The organism is Pseudomonas sp. AK181 (assembly GCF_051122975.1).
Taxonomy (GTDB): domain Bacteria; phylum Pseudomonadota; class Gammaproteobacteria; order Pseudomonadales; family Pseudomonadaceae; genus Aquipseudomonas; species Aquipseudomonas lactis.
On the sequence record NZ_CP146348.1, the window covers coordinates 1,547,307 to 1,564,621 of the forward strand.

Sequence of the window (17,315 nt, forward strand, 5' to 3'; positions counted from 1 at the left end):
GATCAGTGGGTCGCGGGGGCCAGGTCGGCATTGCCGCCCTGACGGAAAGTGATGAGGGTCACCAGCAGCGCGAGAATCGCCAGTGCGGCGGCCGCCAGCGGCACGCTGGTCAGGCCGAAGCCGTGGGCAATTACGCTGCCGCCGACCCAGGCGCCGAGGGCGTTGCCAATGTTGAAGGCACCGATGTTCAAGGTGGATACCAGGTTCGGCGCGGCCTTGCCGAAGGTCACCACGTTGATTTGCAGCGCCGGCACGGCGGCGAACGAGGCGGTGGCCCACAGGAACAGGGTGATCTCGGTTGGGATCACCGCAACGCTGGTCCAGCTCAGCAGCGTGGACACCACCGCCATGCTGATGAACACGCCGATTAAGGTGGCCGCCAGGCGCTTGTCTGCCAGTTTGCCGCCGATGATGTTGCCCACGGTGAGGCCCAGGCCGATCAGCAGCAGGGTCCAGGTCACGCCTTTGGGCGACACGCCAGTGACATCGCCGAGCAGCGGTGCGACATAGGTAAAGAGGGTGAACATGGACGCAGCAAACAGCGCGGTCATGCTCAGCGACAACCAGATACCGGCACCCTTGAGGGCGGCTAGTTCGGCGCGCATATCGAGTTTTTCTTCGTCACGCTTGGCGGGCAAAAAGCGAATAAGGCCGACCAAGGCGATCACGCCAATCACGGTCACGGCCCAGAAGGTCGAGCGCCAGCCGGCTTCCTGGCCCAGCGCCGTACCCAGGGGCACGCCCAGCACGTTGGCCAGGGTCAATCCGGTGAACATCAGCGCCACCGCCGAAGCACGCTTGTTGGCCGGCACCAGGTTGGCCGCCACCACCGAACCAATCCCGAAGAAGGCACCGTGGCACAACGCCGTGACCACACGGGCAAACATCAGCACGTTGTAGTCGCTTGCCAGAGCGCAGAGCAGGTTGCCGATAATGAAAACACCCATCAACGCTACCAGCGCCGCCTTGCGTGGCAGCTTGGCGGTGGCCAGTGCCATGAACGGTGCGCCGATGGCCACGCCCAGGGCGTAGCCGGTGACCAGCCAGCCGGCGCCGGGAATCGACACACCCAGGTCCGCCGCCACATCGGGCAGCAGGCCCATGATGACGAACTCGGTGGTGCCGATGGCGAAGGCGCTCAGGGCCAGTATGAGTAGCGAGAGGGGCATGGGGCGTGTCCTTGGTGATTACGGTGCGCTGAGTTCGGTGATGAGCGCCGTGAGAAAGGCTTGGATCACTTCCTCGTTGCGCTTGAAAAAGTGCCACTGCCCGGCCTTCTGGCTGCTGATCAACCCCGCCCGTTGCAAGGTGGCCAGGTGGGCCGACACGGTCGACTGGGACAAGCCGCAGCGCTGGTCGATCTGCCCGGCGCAGATGCCGTACTCGTGGTTGTGCAATTGCTCGGGGAACTGCACTTTCGGGTCTTTGAGCCAGGTGAGGATGTCTCGTCGTACTGGGTGCGCCAGGGCTTTTATTATTTCGTCGAGGTCGATGGACATGGCAGGGTGCTCGGTGTGGTAAAGCGTTATATCGCGATGAGGCGAACTTTAAATCGTCATATCCCGATATACCAATATGATTTTGATCTGAGGTCAAAGCGAATCGGTATATCGGGTTATAACGATATGTAGGTGGCAGTGGTAGACTGCGCGGCATGAATTATCTCGCACATCTGCACCTGGGCGGCCAACTTCCGGCGCAATTGCTGGGCAGCCTCTATGGCGATTTCGTCAAAGGCCGCCTGCAGGGCCAGTTCAGCCCGCAAATCGAAGCGGCGATCCAGCTGCATCGCTCCATCGACCGGTTCACCGATAGCCACCCCTTGGTGGGGGCGGCGTTGTCACGCTTCAGCCAGACCCGCAGGCGCTATGCCGGCATCGTCCTCGATGTGTTTTTTGACCATTGCCTGGCGCGGGATTGGGCGTTGTATGCCGACCAGCCCCTGGAGCGTTTCACGTCGCAGGTGTACCGGGTGTTGGCGGCCGAACCCGCGTTGCCGGGGCGGCTGGCGCAGATAGCGCCGTATATGGCAGCGGATGACTGGTTGGGCTCATACCGCGATTTTGCGGTGATGGACCAGGTGCTGCGGGGGATTTCGCGGCGGCTGACACAGCCCGAGGAGCTAGGGTATGCGATGCAGGAGTTGCGGGTTTTGTATGAGCCGCTGAGTCGGGACTTCAGTGAGTTCTACCCCATCTTGCAGGCCTTCTGTAGGAGCGAGCTTGCTCGCGAAAATCGCTAACGATAACGCGGGCTTCCTGAATGAACGCGGCGCTTCTGAGTTTTTCGCGAGCAAGCTCGCTCCTACAGATAATCGTGTTCAGGCGGCAATCAAGGTGCCGCGTGGTTCGACCGGTCGCGCCGCTTCACCAAACAACGCCTTCTGCACCGCCTGCTGCGCCTGATACGCCAATGCCGCACGTTCCTGCCCGGCGCAGGCAATCGGCTTGAGCACATGAATCTCCACATCGCCGCGGTCATTGGAAAACAAGCGCATCAGGTGCGAGAGCAAATCATCATCGCCAATAAAGGGCGCCAGCGGGTCGACTTGGCCGTCGCGCAGATAACGAATCGCTACCGGCTGCAATGACACATCCGCATCGATCGCGCTGGCCAGCAAGCGCCCATGAAACGTGCGCAGGCCGCGCCCGTCGGTGGTGGTGCCTTCGGGGAACATCAGCAAGGGATGCTGTTGCTCCAGATGACGGGTCATCTGCTTGCGGATCAACTGGCTGTCACCTGAACCGCGACGAATAAACAGGCTGCCCGCCTTGGCCGCCAGCCAGCCCGCCACCGGCCAGGTACGCACCTCGGCCTTGGACAAAAACGACATCGGCGCCACCATGCCCAGCAATGGGATATCCGTCCAGGACACGTGATTGCTCACCCACAGCATCGGCGTTTGCGGCAACTCCCCATGCACCGTCACGCGAAAGGGCAGGGCGTTGGTCAGTCGCGCCATAAAAAAGCGCGACCAACGCTGGCGCCGCACCATCGAGTTAGCCACCCCCAGGCGCTCGAACAGGCCGAACACACTGGCCATGCTCAACCCCAGCCCCACCACCAACAGCACGCGGGCGATGCGCCCGTAAATGCGCAGGCGGTTCATCACATGGCCGCCTTGAAGTGGCGCGCGTAGCGCGGGCACAACTCGTCGCGCTTGAGCAGGATAAACACGTCGGCCACCTGGAAGTCTTCATCCCAGCACGGCTCGCCGCAGATCTTCGCGCCCAGGCGCATGTAGGCCTTGAGCAGCGGTGGCATTTCGGCGATGACGTTGGACGGCAGGTCCAAGGCCGGCAGCGGTTTTTTCGGTTCGGCGCGCAGGTGTTCGTTGCACAGGTAGCGCTCGCGCAAGCGCTGCATGATCGCGTGGGCCTGGATGCCGCCATCGTGCATCGGGATGCTCGCGCAGCCCATAAGGTAGCTGTAGCCGCCCTGGTTGAGCACCTCGGCCAACTCGCCCCAGAGCACCGCGATGGTGCCGCCGTTGCGGTAGGCCGGGTCGACGCAGGTACGGCCGATCTCCAGGATCGGGCCCTGCAAGTGCAGCAGGCCATGCAGGCTGAATTCTTCTTCACTGTAGAACCGGCCCAGGGTGCTGGCGGCCTGGTGGTCGAGCAGGCGGGTGGTGGCGACGAGTCGGCCGCTGTTCAAATCCCGCACGCCGATATGGCTGCAGTGAACATCATAGTCATCCATGTCCAGACCTAGTTCCGCGCCTTTCAGCTTGGCGTTGAATTCGCCGCTGAACACGTTGAACCGCAGGGCCTGGGCTTCCTGCAATGCCTGTGCGCCTACCAGGCGTTCGGCTTGCAGACGGCGTTCATTGCCTTTGTCGCTGATGCGGGCGATCTGAGTCATAGCGAGTCTCCGGGTGCCGGCCAGGTTGCGGCCAGTCGACTTTGTTGTCCAAAGTCAGGCTATGTAGCCTCGGTGTCAGCTCCATGAAGTTAAGGTGACGGTTGGATGACAGCCCCCTTGTCGCAAATCTGTCACTGGCGTGGGCTAGGCTCGCGGGCTTGAATGCCCCCCTTGAGTTTGCGTCCATGGTCCGAGGCCTGTTGTGCGTTGCCCTGCTGTTTGTCACCCTTAATGCCCGCGCTGAAATCTGGCCTGATAACGAGTGGGCCCTGGGCACAGCCCTCGCCGGTCCCGCTGTCGATGCCCTGGACGCCTACGCTTTCCCACCCCGCGACGATGCCACCCGCACCGGTATTCGCACCGATGCGTTGCTGGTCATTCGTGACGGCCAAATCATTTATGAACGCTACGCCGCGCCCACCACTGCCAGCACGCCGCACCTCACTTGGTCCGTCAGCAAAAGCCTGATGGCTACCGTGCTGGGCGTGGCCTATGGGCAAGGCCGCTTCAAACTCAGCGACCCCGCCGCACGTTTCTACCCACCGATGAAGCGGCATCCCAAGGTGAGCATGGCCGACCTGCTGCACTGGGCCTCGGGGTTGGATTGGCAGGAAGACTACGAATACGCCCCGTTGAAATCTTCGGTGGTGGCGATGCTCTACACCCGTGGCCACACCGACATGGCGCAATTCGCAGCGGATACCGATGCGGTCGCCGCCCCTGGCCAGGCTTTCCGTTATTCCAGTGGCGACAGCAATATCCTGTCCGCCGCGCTCAAGGGCATGCTCGGCCACAAGGCCTACATGACCTACCCGTGGGACGCGCTGTTCCAGCCCCTGGGCATTCGCGACGCAACCTGGGAAACCGATGCTGATGAGACGTTTGTCGCGTCGTCCTATGCCTACCTCACGGCCCGGGATCTGGCACGAGTAGGGCTACTGATGGCGCGGGATGGGCGCTGGGGCGAGCGGCAACTGCTGCCCAAAGACTGGGTCGCCTTCAACCGCAGGCCCTTCGACCACTACAAAGCCGGCCAGGATGAAGCCGTGCCGGGCGGCCATTGGTGGCTCAACACCGGCGCCCCCCGACCTTGGCCCGACGCACCGGCCACCGCCTTCGCCGCGCTGGGGCACTGGGGCCAGGCGCTGTTTGTGCTGCCTGATGAACATCTGGTGATCGTGCGCTACGGCGATGATCGCGATGGCAGTTACCGGCATAACGAACTGCTCAAACGCGTGCTGGCGGCGGTGCGCTCATGATCCGTCGTCATCCGTTCATCAGCGTTTTACTGGTGTTGCTTTTCGCATTGTTCGGCTGGGTTTGGCACGAGCGCGTCAACCTGCAAGCCTTCCCCGACATCATCGCGGCGTACACCGCCAAGGAGTACTGCTCGTGCCGGTATGTGGCCAACAACCCGGCGCAGTATTGCCTCGGGTATGTGAAGCAGTACGTGCCGACCAGTGCATTTATCGACACGCCTGAGCGCAGTGAAGTCACGGCGAGCGGCTTGGGGCGTACGCATACAGCGCGATGGATGGGCAACCGCCAAGGCTGCCGCCTGACTCCCTGACACCCCCATCACCCCTGTGTGGGCTTGCTCGCGAATGCGGTGGGTCAGTCAACACATGTATTGGCTGGTATTGCGCATTCGCGAGCAAGCCCGCTCCCACAGGGGATATGCGCTGGCGGACGCAACGGCGCTGTTTTTTTTCTGATGTCGGACCTCGGCTGAGGCCCGTTTGAGCTACCTGAACTTCACAAGCATGGCGGCAACTACCCCCCATGTGAATGACGTGAACATCAGCGTCATATTGACGATCAGACGCCGTTTCAGACGAGCTGGAAATGTTTCGATATCAGCAGGATTTACATCACCGGTAAGAACATAAGCCCTCGGCCACACGACCATCCCCGCGATTTTTGATATTTCCAAGAGTGACCAAATCAAGCCCCGTTTTCCCAGGCTATCTCCCCATAGGTAGATATACCGACTGTTTTTCAAAGCCTCCTTTAATGCGTCCAGATGACGGTGGCTCAGGTGCAAACTATGAGCAATCCCGGCAACTGCGAGCAGACCTGGGGCCCCCAAAACAAAGATTGCAGCCCAGGGAGGCCAAGTGTCGATACTGGTCATGGTTGAGTCATTTCGTAAATTTTTTCTCCGATAGCTTCGCCAGTCATACTACCAACAGTCGTCCCCATCCATGCGCCTGTCCCTACTATAGCTGCGATGCATACAACACCTCCGATACCTCCAGTGGCTACGCCAATCGCCAGGCAGATCGGACCACTGGCAGAACTAGCCATCGCGCCACCTGCAACGCCGAGGGCAGTAGAAAGCCCAAATTTTCCGCCTTCAGTAAACTTGACCTTTTCACAAGCTGGTCCAGATTCGCCGTTACACACCTGCTCAATAGCCGTCAGCGAAGATACTCCGCCAATCCCAATCGCGATGTAACCGCCCGCCTTCATGTATCTGGTAGCGCGGCTGGTCGCTTCCACGTGGGCGGAATAACCCGGAATCTGCCCTGGCGTACCGGCTTTGTCCCAATGATGCACCAAGCTGCGACTGGAAATGCCGAGGGCCGTTTTCAACTTTGGGTGGTCGCCCAGGGTGGTTTGGCCACGCAGTCGAGTGGAGTTCAACAGATGGGCATCCAACTGGTTCATAAGACGCTGTCGATCCGCGAAGAACTGGGGCGATTTAAGGTGACCGTGCTGGCGATAATTTTGTTGATGCAGGCGCTCGATGGCTTGGAGAGTGTCGCGTAGGTTGTTCATGTGCGTTTCCATCACCACAGCGCTGACGCCGAGCCAGGTTGAGGTGTGGCCTATGAAATTGGCGATTTCGGCACCGTGGCGATACAGAAAGTCCGCCTCCTCCGGCGTCAATGCATTCAGGGAGGCATCGACGTGTTGTGCAGCCTGCATCAGCTGCGCCTCCTGATGGGTGCAGGAGGTGTTGTTCGGATCGCTGAGAACGATCAACGAGCCGGCTTTGACGTGGCTCGTATCCGGATTCAGTGCTTGAAACTTGCGCATTACCGCCGGGTCGAGCGTTGGAAAAAGTGTGGCTTCCAGCGCTTCGCGGGTCATGCTTTGGGGAACGATATAGAAACCAGGCTCCTGGCCGTGCGCACCGTTGAATACTGTTGGCACTGTATGAGCGGACGGCACGAAACCAGATTGATGCGGTGCTGCAGGGCTGCCGTTTACAGCGTATACATTCGATGGAGCAACTCTCTGACCCATGGGTGATGGGGCGCTCTGGTTTACGTAGGTGGCCGAGTACACTGAGGGAATCAGGCGAGCTCGACAGGGGCAACTGCTGAAGCTGTCCAGCGTGCCAGCGACACGTTTCCCATGACTTTGAATATGGGAAATGCCGCCTAGGATCTGGTAAGTCCCTGCATGTTTCCCGCACGTCACTCGGTCGCCTTCACGCGCGTGGAGAACACCGTGAATATTTACCCTGGCGTCACCGTCGAGAATCTTACCGCCGCATGTAGTTTTGTCACCTAGACCAACAAAGTGCCCTTCACTCATTGTTTTTACCCTTTATCCATATGGTGTTTGGCCGTGCTTTCCTCCCCGCCTCGATACGCGTGACGCATTTCAATCGAGGTAAACGAGTAAGGGAAAGTCAGCAGCAAGCCAAACTCTGGAGAGGGATTTACTTAGGGTAAAGTCGGACGATTCCGGGAGTTTCGTCGTATAAGTCTGATAGGCCTGCGGCGCCAGTTGTGGCGAGGGAGCTTGCTCCCGTTAGCGGTGGGGTAGTTACAAATGTTTAGCTGACCCGCCGCCATCGCAGGCAAGCCAGCTCCCACATTGGGTCCTCTGCATGGTTCCCGGAAAAAGAGCCAGCCCTGAGGTTCCACAGAGTGGAACCACCTTTGATTGTCCTCACGCCCACATCGCGCTTAGCTGTCGATGTGTCGCCAACAAGAACGGGACCACCCGCCTGTGAGGAGAATCACCATGCGCCCGCACCAGCACATCCTGGATTGGCTCAGCGACGTTGCCAGCGACTTGCACGCTGTGCGTCACGATATCCACGCCCATCCCGAACTCGGCTTTGAAGAGAACCGCACCTCAGCGTTGGTCGCACAGTCACTTAAAGAGTGGGGTTACGAGGTGCACACCGGCATCGGCAAGACCGGTGTAGTCGGCGTGCTGCGCAATGGCAACAGCTCGCGCACGTTGGGGATTCGCGCCGATATGGACGCTTTGCCCATCATCGAAAACACCGGTGCGGCCTATACCAGCCAGCATGCCGGCTGCATGCATGCCTGCGGCCATGACGGCCACACCACCATGTTGCTCGGCGCCGCGCGTTACTTGGCGGCGACGCGGAAATTTCACGGCACTTTGAACCTGATTTTCCAACCCGCCGAAGAAGGCCAGGGCGGCGCCGAGGCGATGCTGGCGGACGGCTTACTGGAGCGTTTTCCCTGTGAGGGGTTGTTCGGCATGCACAATATGCCGGGCTTGCCGGCGGGGCATCTGGGCTTGAGAGTGGGGCCGATGATGGCCTCTCAGGATCTGCTTACCGTGACGCTTGAAGGCGTAGGTGGCCACGGCTCGATGCCGCATTTGACCGTGGACCCGCTGGTGGCGGCGGCCAGCATGGTCATGGCCCTGCAGACGGTGGTGGCGCGCAATATCGACACCCAGGAAGCCGCCGTGGTCACGGTCGGCGCCTTGCAAGCGGGGCAAGCCGCCAACGTGATTCCCCAGCAAGCCCTGCTGCGCCTGAGCCTGCGTGCGCTCAACCCCAAGGTGCGTGAACAGATGCTGGAACGGGTCAACGCGATCATCCAGACCCAGGCCGCGAGCTTCGGCTGCACGGTGCAGATCGAACACCGCCCGGCCTACCCGGTGCTGGTCAACCACGCCGAAGAAACCGAGTTCGCCCGCCAGGTCGGCGTGGCCTTGCTCGGTGCCGACGCCGTGGATGGCAATACCCGCATGCTGATGGGCAGTGAAGACTTCGCCTGGATGCTGCAACGCTGCCCCGGCAGTTACCTGTTTATCGGCAACGGCGTGTCGCGGCCGATGGTGCACAACCCCGCCTATGACTTCAACGACGACATCCTGCTGACCGGCGCGGCCTATTGGGGCGCGCTGGCCGAGAGCTGGCTCAAGCCAGCCGGCTAACTCGAACCCTTGTAGGAGCGAGCTTGCTCGCGAAAAACCCACAGGCGACACGGGCTCCCTGAAAGCGCTGCGTCAGCGTTAACGCCCTTCGCGAGCAAGCTCGCTCCTACAGCAACGTCTTTTTCTGCCGCTGGACCCTTTCCCTGATCGGTTGAATGGAGTGTTCCTCATGCAGACTGCAAAACCTGGTGTCTCGCGCACCCGCCAAGTGGTGGCCGCGGTGATCGGCAACGCGTTGGAGTGGTATGACTTTATCGTCTACGGCTTTCTGGCCAGCATCATCGCCCGGCAGTTCTTCCCCTCGGAGGACGAATACGCCTCGCTGCTGATGGCGCTGGCCACCTTCGGCGTGGGCTTTTTCATGCGCCCGGTGGGCGGCATCCTGTTGGGTATCTACTCCGACCGCAAAGGCCGCAAGGCGGCGATGCAGTTGATTATCCGGCTGATGACCGTGTCTATCGCGCTGATCGCCTTCGCGCCGAACTATGCCGCCATCGGCATGGGCGCGCCGTTGCTGATCGTGGTGGCGCGCATGCTCCAGGGTTTTGCTACCGGCGGTGAGTATGCGAGTGCCACGGCATTTTTGGTGGAGAGCGCGCCGGCCCATCGCAAGGGCTTGTATGGCTCCTGGCAATTGGTAGGGCAATGCCTGGCGGTGTTCGGCGGGGCGGCGATGGTGGCGTTGGTCACGCATTTCTTTTCGCCCGAGACCCTCGACCTGTGGGGCTGGCGCCTGCCGTTTGTGCTGGGCTTGTTGATCGGCCCGGTGGGGTTGTGGATTCGCCGGCACATGGAAGACCCGGAAGAATTCATCGAAGCGCGCAAGCAAGCCACCGGCCCAGCGCCGAGCCTGATGCAAGTGCTGCGTGAGCATCGGCGCAGTATCTTGGTGTCGATGGGCCTGGCGTGCGGCGCGACGGTGTCGTTTTATGTGGTGCTGGTGAACATGCCGACCTTCGCCCACAAGAACCTCGGCCTGCCGCTGGACCAGGTGCTGATGGTGCAGATGTTTGCGGTGGCGCTGATGACCGTGGTGATCCCCTTTTCCGGCCTGCTCTCGGATCGGTTGGGGCGGCGGCCGGTGTTGATGGCCTTCACCCTGGCGTTCTTCGTGATGGTTTACCCCTTGTATGTGTGGGTGGCCGACGCGCCGTCCATCGAGCGTTTGTTGGTGATGCAGGTGATGTTGTGCACCGCGATTGGCGGGTTCTTCGGGCCAGCGCCGACGGCATTGGCCGAGCAGTTCCCCATTGAGGTGCGCTCCACCGGCGTGTCGGTGGCCTATAACGTGGCGGTGATGGTATTCGGTGGTTTCGCGCCGTTGATCGTGACCTGGCTGAGCAGGGTGCTGGGCACGCCGGTGGCGCCGTCGTTTTATGTATTGTTTGCGTGCGTGCTGACGCTGCTGGGCACTTATTGCATGCGCGAGGCACCGCGTGCGAGTAAGCCGCTGCCGTTTTCCAGAGAGGTGAAGCCTTGAGTATTGTTGATTGGGATGCCAGTGAGCTGTCGCGAGCCATTCATGGGCGGCAGGTGTCGTGCGAAGAGGTGATGCAGGCATACCTGACGCAGATCCAGCGCTTTAACCCCGGCGTGAATGCGCTGGTGTCGTTGCGCGACAGCGAGACGGTGCTGGCTGAGGCGCGGGCCTGTGATCGTGAGTTGGATCAAGGCCACTCCCGTGGCTGGATGCATGGCATGCCCCAGGCCATCAAGGACCTGGCGGCCACCCAGGGTTTACGCACCACCCTGGGCTCGCCGTTGTTTGCCGAGCATGTGCCGACTGAAGATGCCATCAGCGTGGCGCGGGTGCGGGCCAGTGGCGCGATCATCATCGGCAAGACCAACGTGCCGGAGTTCGGCCTGGGCTCCCACACCTACAACACGCTGTTCGGCACCACCGGCAATGCCTATGACCCGCGCCTGGCAGCGGGCGGCAGCAGTGGCGGGGCGGCGGTGGCTTTGGCGCTGCGTATGCTGCCGGTGGCCGACGGCAGCGACATGATGGGCTCGCTGCGCAACCCGGCGGCGTTCAACAACGTGTTCGGCTTGCGCCCCTCCCAAGGGCGGGTGCCCCACGGGCCGATGCCAGAGCTGTTCGTGCAGCAACTGGGCACCGAAGGCCCGATGGGGCGCAGCGTGACGGATGTGGCGCGGTTGCTGAGCATCCAGGCCGGTTACGACCCCCGCACGCCGCTGTCCTCCCAGGCCGATCCGGTGGTGCTGGGCCAGCCGTTGCAGCGCGACTTCAAGGGCGCACGCCTCGGTTGGCTGGGGGACTACAACGGTTATCTGCCGCTGGAGGATGGCGTGATGAGCCTGTGCGAAGCGGCGCTGGATGATTTCGCCAGGTTGGGCTGTGAAGTGCACAGCTGCCAACCGGACTTTTCCATGGCGCGCCTGTGGCGCTGCTGGTTGGTTCATCGCCATTGGCTGGTGCACGGCAACCTCGGCGCGGCCTACGCCAACCCGCAAAAGCGTGCACTGCTCAAACCCGAAGCCCAATGGGAAGTGGAGGGTGGCCAGGGCTTGAGTGCCCAGCAGGTGTACCAGGCGTCGGTGGACCGCAGTGAGTGGTACCGCGCCCTGGCCAAGTTGTTTGAACGTTACGATTTTCTGCTGTTGCCCACGGCCCAGGTGTTCCCTTTCGATGCACAACAGCCTTGGCCACGCCTCGTCGGCGGGCGTGAAATGGACACTTATCACCGCTGGATGGAAGTGGTGATCGGCCCGACCCTCGCCGGTTTGCCGAGCATGAGCATTCCGGTGGGCTTCAACCCCCAGGGCTTGCCCATGGGCCTGCAAATCATTGGCCCGGCCCAGGCCGACAGGGCCGTGCTGCAATTGGCCTATGCTCATGAGCAACTGACCCAATGGGTACAACGCCGGCCGCCGGCGTGCCTTGCAACGACCCGCTGAGCGGTAACCGGGCCTGTATCTTGCTGTGAAAAAAAGATCATCCACCGGCAACAGGGAGATCGAACATGGAGACAGGCACCGTACGCTCGGTTGAGCGCGCACTGGCAATCGTCGAGTTGCTGGGCGAGCACCAGGCCCTGGGGCTGGAAGAGCTGCACTACCTCACGTGCTTGCCCAAGGCCACGGTGTCGCGCATGTTGCTGACCTTGCAGGAGCAGGGCTGGGTCTATCGGGGCCTGAGTGATCGGCGTTACCGCCTGCGTGCCCGGCGCTTGTTCGGCGACACCCAGCAGCGCTTCAAGCGCCAGGTGGTGGAGAGCGCCGCGCCCTGGTTGCTGGAACTCAGCGAGCGCACCGGGCTGGTGGTGGATTTGTCGTGCTTCGATGGCGAGCGCCTGGAGGTCATGGAAAGTGCGATCCCCAGCGTGTTGCGCAAGCTTTACCCGAACAACTGCCAGATCGTCGGCCAGTACGCCAGCCTGTTCCACTCGGCGATGGGCAAGGCCTGCCTGACGCAATTGCCGGCTGAAGAAGTACAGCGCCTGGCAGGCCGTAATCCTGTGGCGGCAGACGAGCACTATCGTGCGTGCGAGCAATCCCAGCACCAGGGCTTCGGCCAGCGTACCGAGGGCTATTGGGAATACCCGGTGCGCTTGCCCTTCCTGATCCGGGCGGTGGCGCTACCGGTGCGCGCCAATGGCCGCCTGGTGGGGAGCATGGCGTTGCATTGGCCGATGCATCAGGCGCCGGTGGAGCGGGTGTTGAATTTGCATATGGGCAGCCTTGAAGAAACGATCTGCGAAGTGCAGCGAACGTTGGTCTAAAAAACACTGCAAAACCCTGTGGGAGCTGGCTTGCCTGCGATAGCGGTCTGCCAGGCGAAAAATGGTTGCCTGATACACCGCCATCGCAGGCAAGCCAGCTCCCACATTGAATTTGCGCCGGTTGTGAGATTGCGCTTAAGGTTCGTCCAGGTTTTTTGCCCCACGAGTCCATATGTTCAACGTCAAACCTCTGGTCTTCACACTGCTGACCTGTGCAGCAGTGCCCGCCCACGCCGACTGGTACCTGGATAACGAATCCTCACGCCTGTCCCTCGTCACCACCAAAAACACCGAGATTGCCGAAGTGCAGCGCTTCCTGGTGCTGCACGGCAAGGTCGACGCCAAAGGCGCGGCTCAGTTGGAAGTGGAACTGGAGTCGATCAACAGCGGCATCCCTCTGCGCGACGAGCGCATGCGTAGAGAGCTGTTCGAGATCAAGACCTTCCCCGAAGCGCAGATCAGCGCGCAGATCAATCTGCAGCCCATCAACGACCTGGCGTCTGGCGCGCAGTTGGAATTGCGCTTGCCCTTGAGCGTCACGCTGCACGGCAAGACCCAGACCTACAGCGCCGAGCTGTTGGCCACGCGCCTGGATGATCGACGCTTCCAAGTGGTGACACTGGAGCCTGTGGTATTGCATGCCGAGGATTTTGACCTGGCACCGGGTGTAGCCGCCTTGCGCAAGGCTGCGGGGCTCAAGTCGATCAGTTTGTCAGTGCCGGTGGGTGCGGTGCTGATCTTCACGGCGCGCTGACATGAGCGGCGCAGTGTTCCCATGGCGCAGCGCCAATCAGTTCGAATTGCTGATCGACGGACCGAATTTCTTTCCGCAGATGCTGGTGGGCATCGCCCGGGCCGAGCAGCAGGTTGACCTTGAGTTGTATCTGGTCGAAGCCGGGGCCTGCGCCGAAGCGATGGTGCAGGCACTGGTGCTGGCCGCCGAACGCGGCGTGCACGTGCGTTGCCTGTTCGACGATTACGGCAGCCTGGCGTTTACCCTGGGGCTGCGCAAGCGCTTGACCGATGCCGGCGTGGAGTTGCGCTTTTACAACCGCCTGAACTGGCGGCGCTGGATGCGCAACCTGTATCGCGATCATCGCAAGTTGCTGCTGATCGACCAGCGCATTGCAGTGGTCGGCGGCACCGGTGTCACCGACGAGTTCTGGACGCCGGGGCAAGACACCGCCGACTGGCATGAAGTGATGGTGCAGATCAGCGGCCCATTGGTGCTGGACTGGCAGGCCCTGTTCGACCGGCAATGGCACGCTAACGCTGCGCGCCGTGAATGGAAACCGGCGACCCATTTCGGTTTGCCCCGCTTGCCCAAGGTGCCCGCCACCGGGCCGGGGCTGGGCCGCGTTGCGTATGCCGATGCGCGTCAGCACCGCGACATTCTGCAATCATTGATACGCGCCTTGAACAGCAGCAAATCGCGTATCTGGCTGGCGACCCCGTACTTCCTGCCCACCTGGAGTGTGCGCCGTGCCTTGCGCCGGGCGGCTGGGCGCGGCGTGGACGTGCGCCTGTTGCTCACCGGCCCGCGCACCGATCACCCGTCGGTGCGTTACGCCGGGCACCGTTATTACCCGCGCTTGTTGCGTTCAGGGGTGCAGATCTTTGAATACCAGCCGTGCTTTTTGCACCTGAAAATGGTGCTGGTGGACGATTGGGTGAGCATTGGCTCGTGCAATTTCGACCACTGGAATCTGCGCTTCAACCTGGAAGCCAACCTGGAAGCGCTGGACCCGCAATTGACGGCAGCGGTGGTGGGCAGTTTCGAAGCGGACTTTGCCCAGAGCCAGGCGGTGAGCCTGGAGGCATGGAAGGCGCGGCCGTTGTGGCGGCGGGTGAAGCAGCGGGTGTGGGGCTGGATTGATCGTCTGGTGGTGAACCTGCTGGATCGACGCGGCTAGGCGGGCCACCTCAAGTCCAATGTAGGAGCGAGCTTGCTCGCGAAAAACGTCAACGATAACGCGGGCTAGGATCGTTCCCACGCTCTGCGTGGGAACGCATACGGTGACGCTCTGCGTCACAACAGCGGACGCAGAGCGTCCAGAGCGGCATTCCCACGCAGAGCGTGGGAACGATCAGTCGATCAGTTACAGCAGTTCGAAGGTTTGTTGCTGCACGTCCTGGGAGTCCAACCCGATCTGCACATTGAACTCACCCGGTTCGGCCGCGTACTTGAGCTGGCTGTTGTAGAACTTCAGGTCGTCCTCGGTGATGGTGAAGTGCAGCGTGCGCGCTTCGCCGGCCTTGAGCATGACCTTCTGGAAGTTCTTCAGCTCCTTGATCGGGCGGATCATCGAGCCGGCCACGTCCTGGATATACAACTGCACAACCGTTTCGCCGTCTACCTTGCCGGTGTTCTTCACGGTGACGCTGGCGTCGAGCTTGCCGGTCTTGTTCAGGGTGGTGGACGACAGTGCCATGTCCGACAGGCTGAACGTGGTGTAGCTCAGGCCATAGCCAAACGGAAACAGGGGACCGGTGGTGTCATCGAAGTACTGCGAGGTGTAGTTGCCCGGCTTGCCTGGGGTGAATGGCCGGCCGATGGTCAGGTGGTTGTAGTAGGTTGGAATCTGCCCCACGGAACGAGGGAAGGTGATCGGCAGCTTGCCCGATGGGTTGTAGTCGCCGAACAGCACGTCGGCAATGGCGTTACCGCCTTCGGTGCCGGAGAACCAGGTTTCCAGGATCGCATCGGCCTGTTGGTTTTCTTCCAGAATCGACAGCGGACGGCCGTTCATCAGCACCAGCACCAGCGGCTTGCCGGTGGCTTTGAGGGCCTTGATCAAGTCGCGCTGGCTTTGCGGGATGTTCAGGTCGGTGCGGCTCGACGACTCGTGGGACATGCCACGGGACTCGCCCACCGCCGCGACGATAACGTCGGCGTTGTTTGCCGCCTTCACCGCTTCATCAATCAGCACCTGGGCAGGGAGCGGGTCGTCCACCACTTCCGGGGCATCGAAGTTGAGGAAGTTGAGGTAGTCGAGCACCGCCTTGTCGCCGGTGATGTTGGCGCCACGGGCATAGATCACTTTGCCTTTTTCGCCGATCACGGCGTTCATGCCGTCGAGCAGGGTCACTGATTGCGCGGGCCTGCCGGCAGCAGCCCAACTGCCCATCATGTCGATAGGCGCCTTGGCCAGCGGGCCGACCAGGGCAATGGTCGCGGATTTTTTCAGCGGCAGGGTGTCGTTGTGGTTTTTCAGCAACACCAGGCTGCGGCGCGCAATGTCGCGGGCCTCGGCCCGGTGCAGGCGGCTGTCGGCGTAGGTGTCGACCGGGTCATCCTCGGCCTTGCCGATGCGCAGGTACGGGTCCTTGAACAGGCCCATGTCGTACTTGGCGCCGAGCACTTCGCGCACGGCGTTGTCGATGTCGCTCTGCTGGATCTCGCCGGACTTGAGCAACCCAGGCAATTCCTTGCCGTACAGCGAGTCGTTCATGCTCATGTCGATGCCGGCCTTGATCGCGAGCTTGGCGGCTTCACGCCCATCCTTGGCCACGCCGTGCTTGATCAGCTCGAAGATCGCGCCGTGGTCGCTGACGGTCAAGCCCTTGAAGCCCCAGTCTTTGCGCAGCAGGTCGTTCATCAGCCAGGTGTTGGCCGTGGCAGGCACGCCGTTGATCGAGTTGAGCGCCACCATCACGCCGCCGGAGCCGGCCTTGATCGCCGCGTGGTAGGGCGGCAGGTAGTCCTGGTACATCTTGACCGGGCTCATGTCGACCACGTTGTAGTCGCGCCCGCCTTCCACCGCACCATAGAGGGCAAAGTGCTTGACGCTGGCCATAAGGCTGTCGGCATTCGCGGGGCTGGTGCCCTGGAACGCCTTGACCATGACTTCGGCAATGCGTGACACCAGATAGGTGTCTTCACCGAAACCTTCGGAGGTGCGGCCCCAGCGTGGGTCGCGGGAGATATCGACCATCGGCGCAAACGTGATGTCGAGGCTGTCGGCGGCGGCTTCCTGGGCGGCGATGCGCCCGGAGCGGCCGATGGCGTCCATGTCCCAGCTGGAAGCCAAGGCCAGGCTGATCGGGAAAATGGTGCGATGGCCGTGGATCACGTCGTAGGCGAAGAACATCGGGATCTTCAAGCGGCTGCGCATGGCCGCGTCCTGCATCGGCCGGTTTTCCGGGCGGGTGATGGAGTTGAACGTGCCACCGATGCGGCCGGCGGCGATTTCCTTGCGGATCAGCTCGCGGGGCATTTCCGGGCCGATGCTGATCAGGCGCAATTGGCCGATCTTCTCATCCAGGGTCATTTGCTTGAGCAGGTCGCTGACAAAGGCGTCCTTGTCGTTAAGCGCAGCAGGCTTTGTTTCTGCCCATACGGGGTGGGTGGCCAGCGTGGCAACAAGGCCGAGCAAACACAGCTTTTTCATGAATATCCTTGTTCGGCTACTGCGCAGCATTGAAAGCGATGCTGTCGGCCAAAATGTGGGGAACGTCTATTGTTGTTCGGGTGTTGTTCAGATAAATGCAGCACACTCTGAACTCTTTTTCGCGCTGGGCATCTTTGTAGCTGATTGGCTCGAAGCA

General features: G+C 61.5%; 16 protein-coding genes. 9 read left to right on the forward strand and 7 right to left on the reverse strand.

All coding sequences use genetic code 11. From position 1 onward, the window contains the following. Positions 1 to 2: 2 nt before the first annotated feature. Together V8689_RS07190 and V8689_RS07195 are read right to left on the reverse strand one after the other, a co-directional pair. Entirely contained in the window at positions 3 to 1,169 is a 1,167-nt protein-coding gene (locus tag V8689_RS07190) for an MFS transporter (RefSeq protein WP_056790408.1), read from the reverse strand. 18 nt (positions 1,170 to 1,187) lie between these two features. Next, complete coding sequence (locus V8689_RS07195) at positions 1,188 to 1,499, reverse strand: ArsR/SmtB family transcription factor (RefSeq protein ID WP_003189349.1); 312 nt, start codon at positions 1,497 to 1,499, stop codon at positions 1,188 to 1,190. A 155-nt stretch (positions 1,500 to 1,654) separates the two neighbouring features. On the opposite strand from V8689_RS07195, the gene V8689_RS07200 reads away from it, so the two are divergent. Continuing rightward, positions 1,655 to 2,242: an ACP phosphodiesterase gene (locus V8689_RS07200; RefSeq protein ID WP_056790411.1), complete on the forward strand. Its 588-nt coding sequence runs from the start codon at positions 1,655 to 1,657 to the stop codon at positions 2,240 to 2,242. A gap of 78 nt (positions 2,243 to 2,320) precedes the next feature. Here the strand turns inward: V8689_RS07200 and V8689_RS07205 are convergent, their stop codons facing one another. Next, positions 2,321 to 3,109: a lysophospholipid acyltransferase family protein gene (locus V8689_RS07205; RefSeq protein ID WP_056790413.1), complete on the reverse strand. Its 789-nt coding sequence runs from the start codon at positions 3,107 to 3,109 to the stop codon at positions 2,321 to 2,323. Continuing rightward, positions 3,109 to 3,864, reverse strand: a complete 756-nt coding sequence (olsB, locus tag V8689_RS07210; protein ID WP_003189352.1) for an L-ornithine N(alpha)-acyltransferase — start codon at positions 3,862 to 3,864, stop codon at positions 3,109 to 3,111. Before olsB ends, V8689_RS07205 begins: the two co-directional genes overlap by 1 nt. A gap of 185 nt (positions 3,865 to 4,049) precedes the next feature. On the opposite strand from olsB, the gene V8689_RS07215 reads away from it, so the two are divergent. Together V8689_RS07215 and V8689_RS07220 are read left to right on the forward strand one after the other, a co-directional pair. Continuing rightward, positions 4,050 to 5,123, forward strand: a complete 1,074-nt coding sequence (locus V8689_RS07215; protein WP_056790416.1) for a serine hydrolase domain-containing protein — start codon at positions 4,050 to 4,052, stop codon at positions 5,121 to 5,123. After that, positions 5,120 to 5,434: a hypothetical protein gene (locus V8689_RS07220; RefSeq protein WP_056790417.1), complete on the forward strand. Its 315-nt coding sequence runs from the start codon at positions 5,120 to 5,122 to the stop codon at positions 5,432 to 5,434. Before V8689_RS07215 ends, V8689_RS07220 begins: the two co-directional genes overlap by 4 nt. 174 nt (positions 5,435 to 5,608) lie before the next feature. Here V8689_RS07220 and V8689_RS07225 read toward each other — a convergent pair whose 3' ends face one another. Continuing rightward, complete coding sequence (locus tag V8689_RS07225) at positions 5,609 to 5,998, reverse strand: hypothetical protein (RefSeq protein WP_047710264.1); 390 nt, start codon at positions 5,996 to 5,998, stop codon at positions 5,609 to 5,611. Continuing rightward, on the reverse strand, positions 5,995 to 7,410 hold the full coding sequence (locus V8689_RS07230) for a PAAR domain-containing protein (RefSeq protein WP_056790421.1): 1,416 nt from the start codon (positions 7,408 to 7,410) through the stop codon (positions 5,995 to 5,997). Before V8689_RS07230 ends, V8689_RS07225 begins: the two co-directional genes overlap by 4 nt. Before the next feature lie 435 nt (positions 7,411 to 7,845). Here V8689_RS07230 and V8689_RS07235 point away from each other — a divergent pair, with 435 nt between their 5' ends. The 6 genes from V8689_RS07235 (at position 7,846) to V8689_RS07260 (ending at position 14,680) form a co-directional block, all read left to right on the forward strand. Then, entirely contained in the window at positions 7,846 to 9,024 is a 1,179-nt protein-coding gene (locus tag V8689_RS07235; protein WP_056790424.1) for a M20 aminoacylase family protein, read from the forward strand. A gap of 169 nt (positions 9,025 to 9,193) precedes the next feature. Further along, the gene (locus tag V8689_RS07240) at positions 9,194 to 10,504 is read left to right on the forward strand and encodes a citrate-proton symporter (protein WP_056790427.1); all 1,311 of its coding nucleotides are present in this window, start codon (positions 9,194 to 9,196) and stop codon (positions 10,502 to 10,504) included. Continuing rightward, positions 10,501 to 11,943, forward strand: coding sequence for an amidase (locus tag V8689_RS07245; protein WP_056790429.1), 1,443 nt, complete (start codon positions 10,501 to 10,503; stop codon positions 11,941 to 11,943). The genes V8689_RS07240 and V8689_RS07245 overlap by 4 nt, the downstream gene beginning before the upstream one ends. Positions 11,944 to 12,008: 65 nt before the next feature. Next, the gene (locus tag V8689_RS07250) at positions 12,009 to 12,767 is read left to right on the forward strand and encodes a helix-turn-helix domain-containing protein (RefSeq protein ID WP_056790432.1); all 759 of its coding nucleotides are present in this window, start codon (positions 12,009 to 12,011) and stop codon (positions 12,765 to 12,767) included. A 172-nt stretch (positions 12,768 to 12,939) separates the two neighbouring features. After that, positions 12,940 to 13,521 (forward strand): YceI family protein, encoded by a 582-nt coding sequence (locus V8689_RS07255; protein WP_056790435.1) that lies wholly within the window; start codon positions 12,940 to 12,942, stop codon positions 13,519 to 13,521. A 1-nt stretch (position 13,522) separates the two neighbouring features. Then, complete coding sequence (locus V8689_RS07260; RefSeq protein WP_056790438.1) at positions 13,523 to 14,680, forward strand: phospholipase D-like domain-containing protein; 1,158 nt, start codon at positions 13,523 to 13,525, stop codon at positions 14,678 to 14,680. Positions 14,681 to 14,866: 186 nt separating this feature from the next. On the opposite strand, the gene bglX is transcribed toward V8689_RS07260, so the two are convergent. Next, a complete protein-coding gene (bglX, locus tag V8689_RS07265; protein ID WP_056790440.1) occupies positions 14,867 to 17,158 on the reverse strand; it encodes a beta-glucosidase BglX in 2,292 nt (763 codons plus the stop codon). Positions 17,159 to 17,315 lie beyond the last annotated feature (157 nt).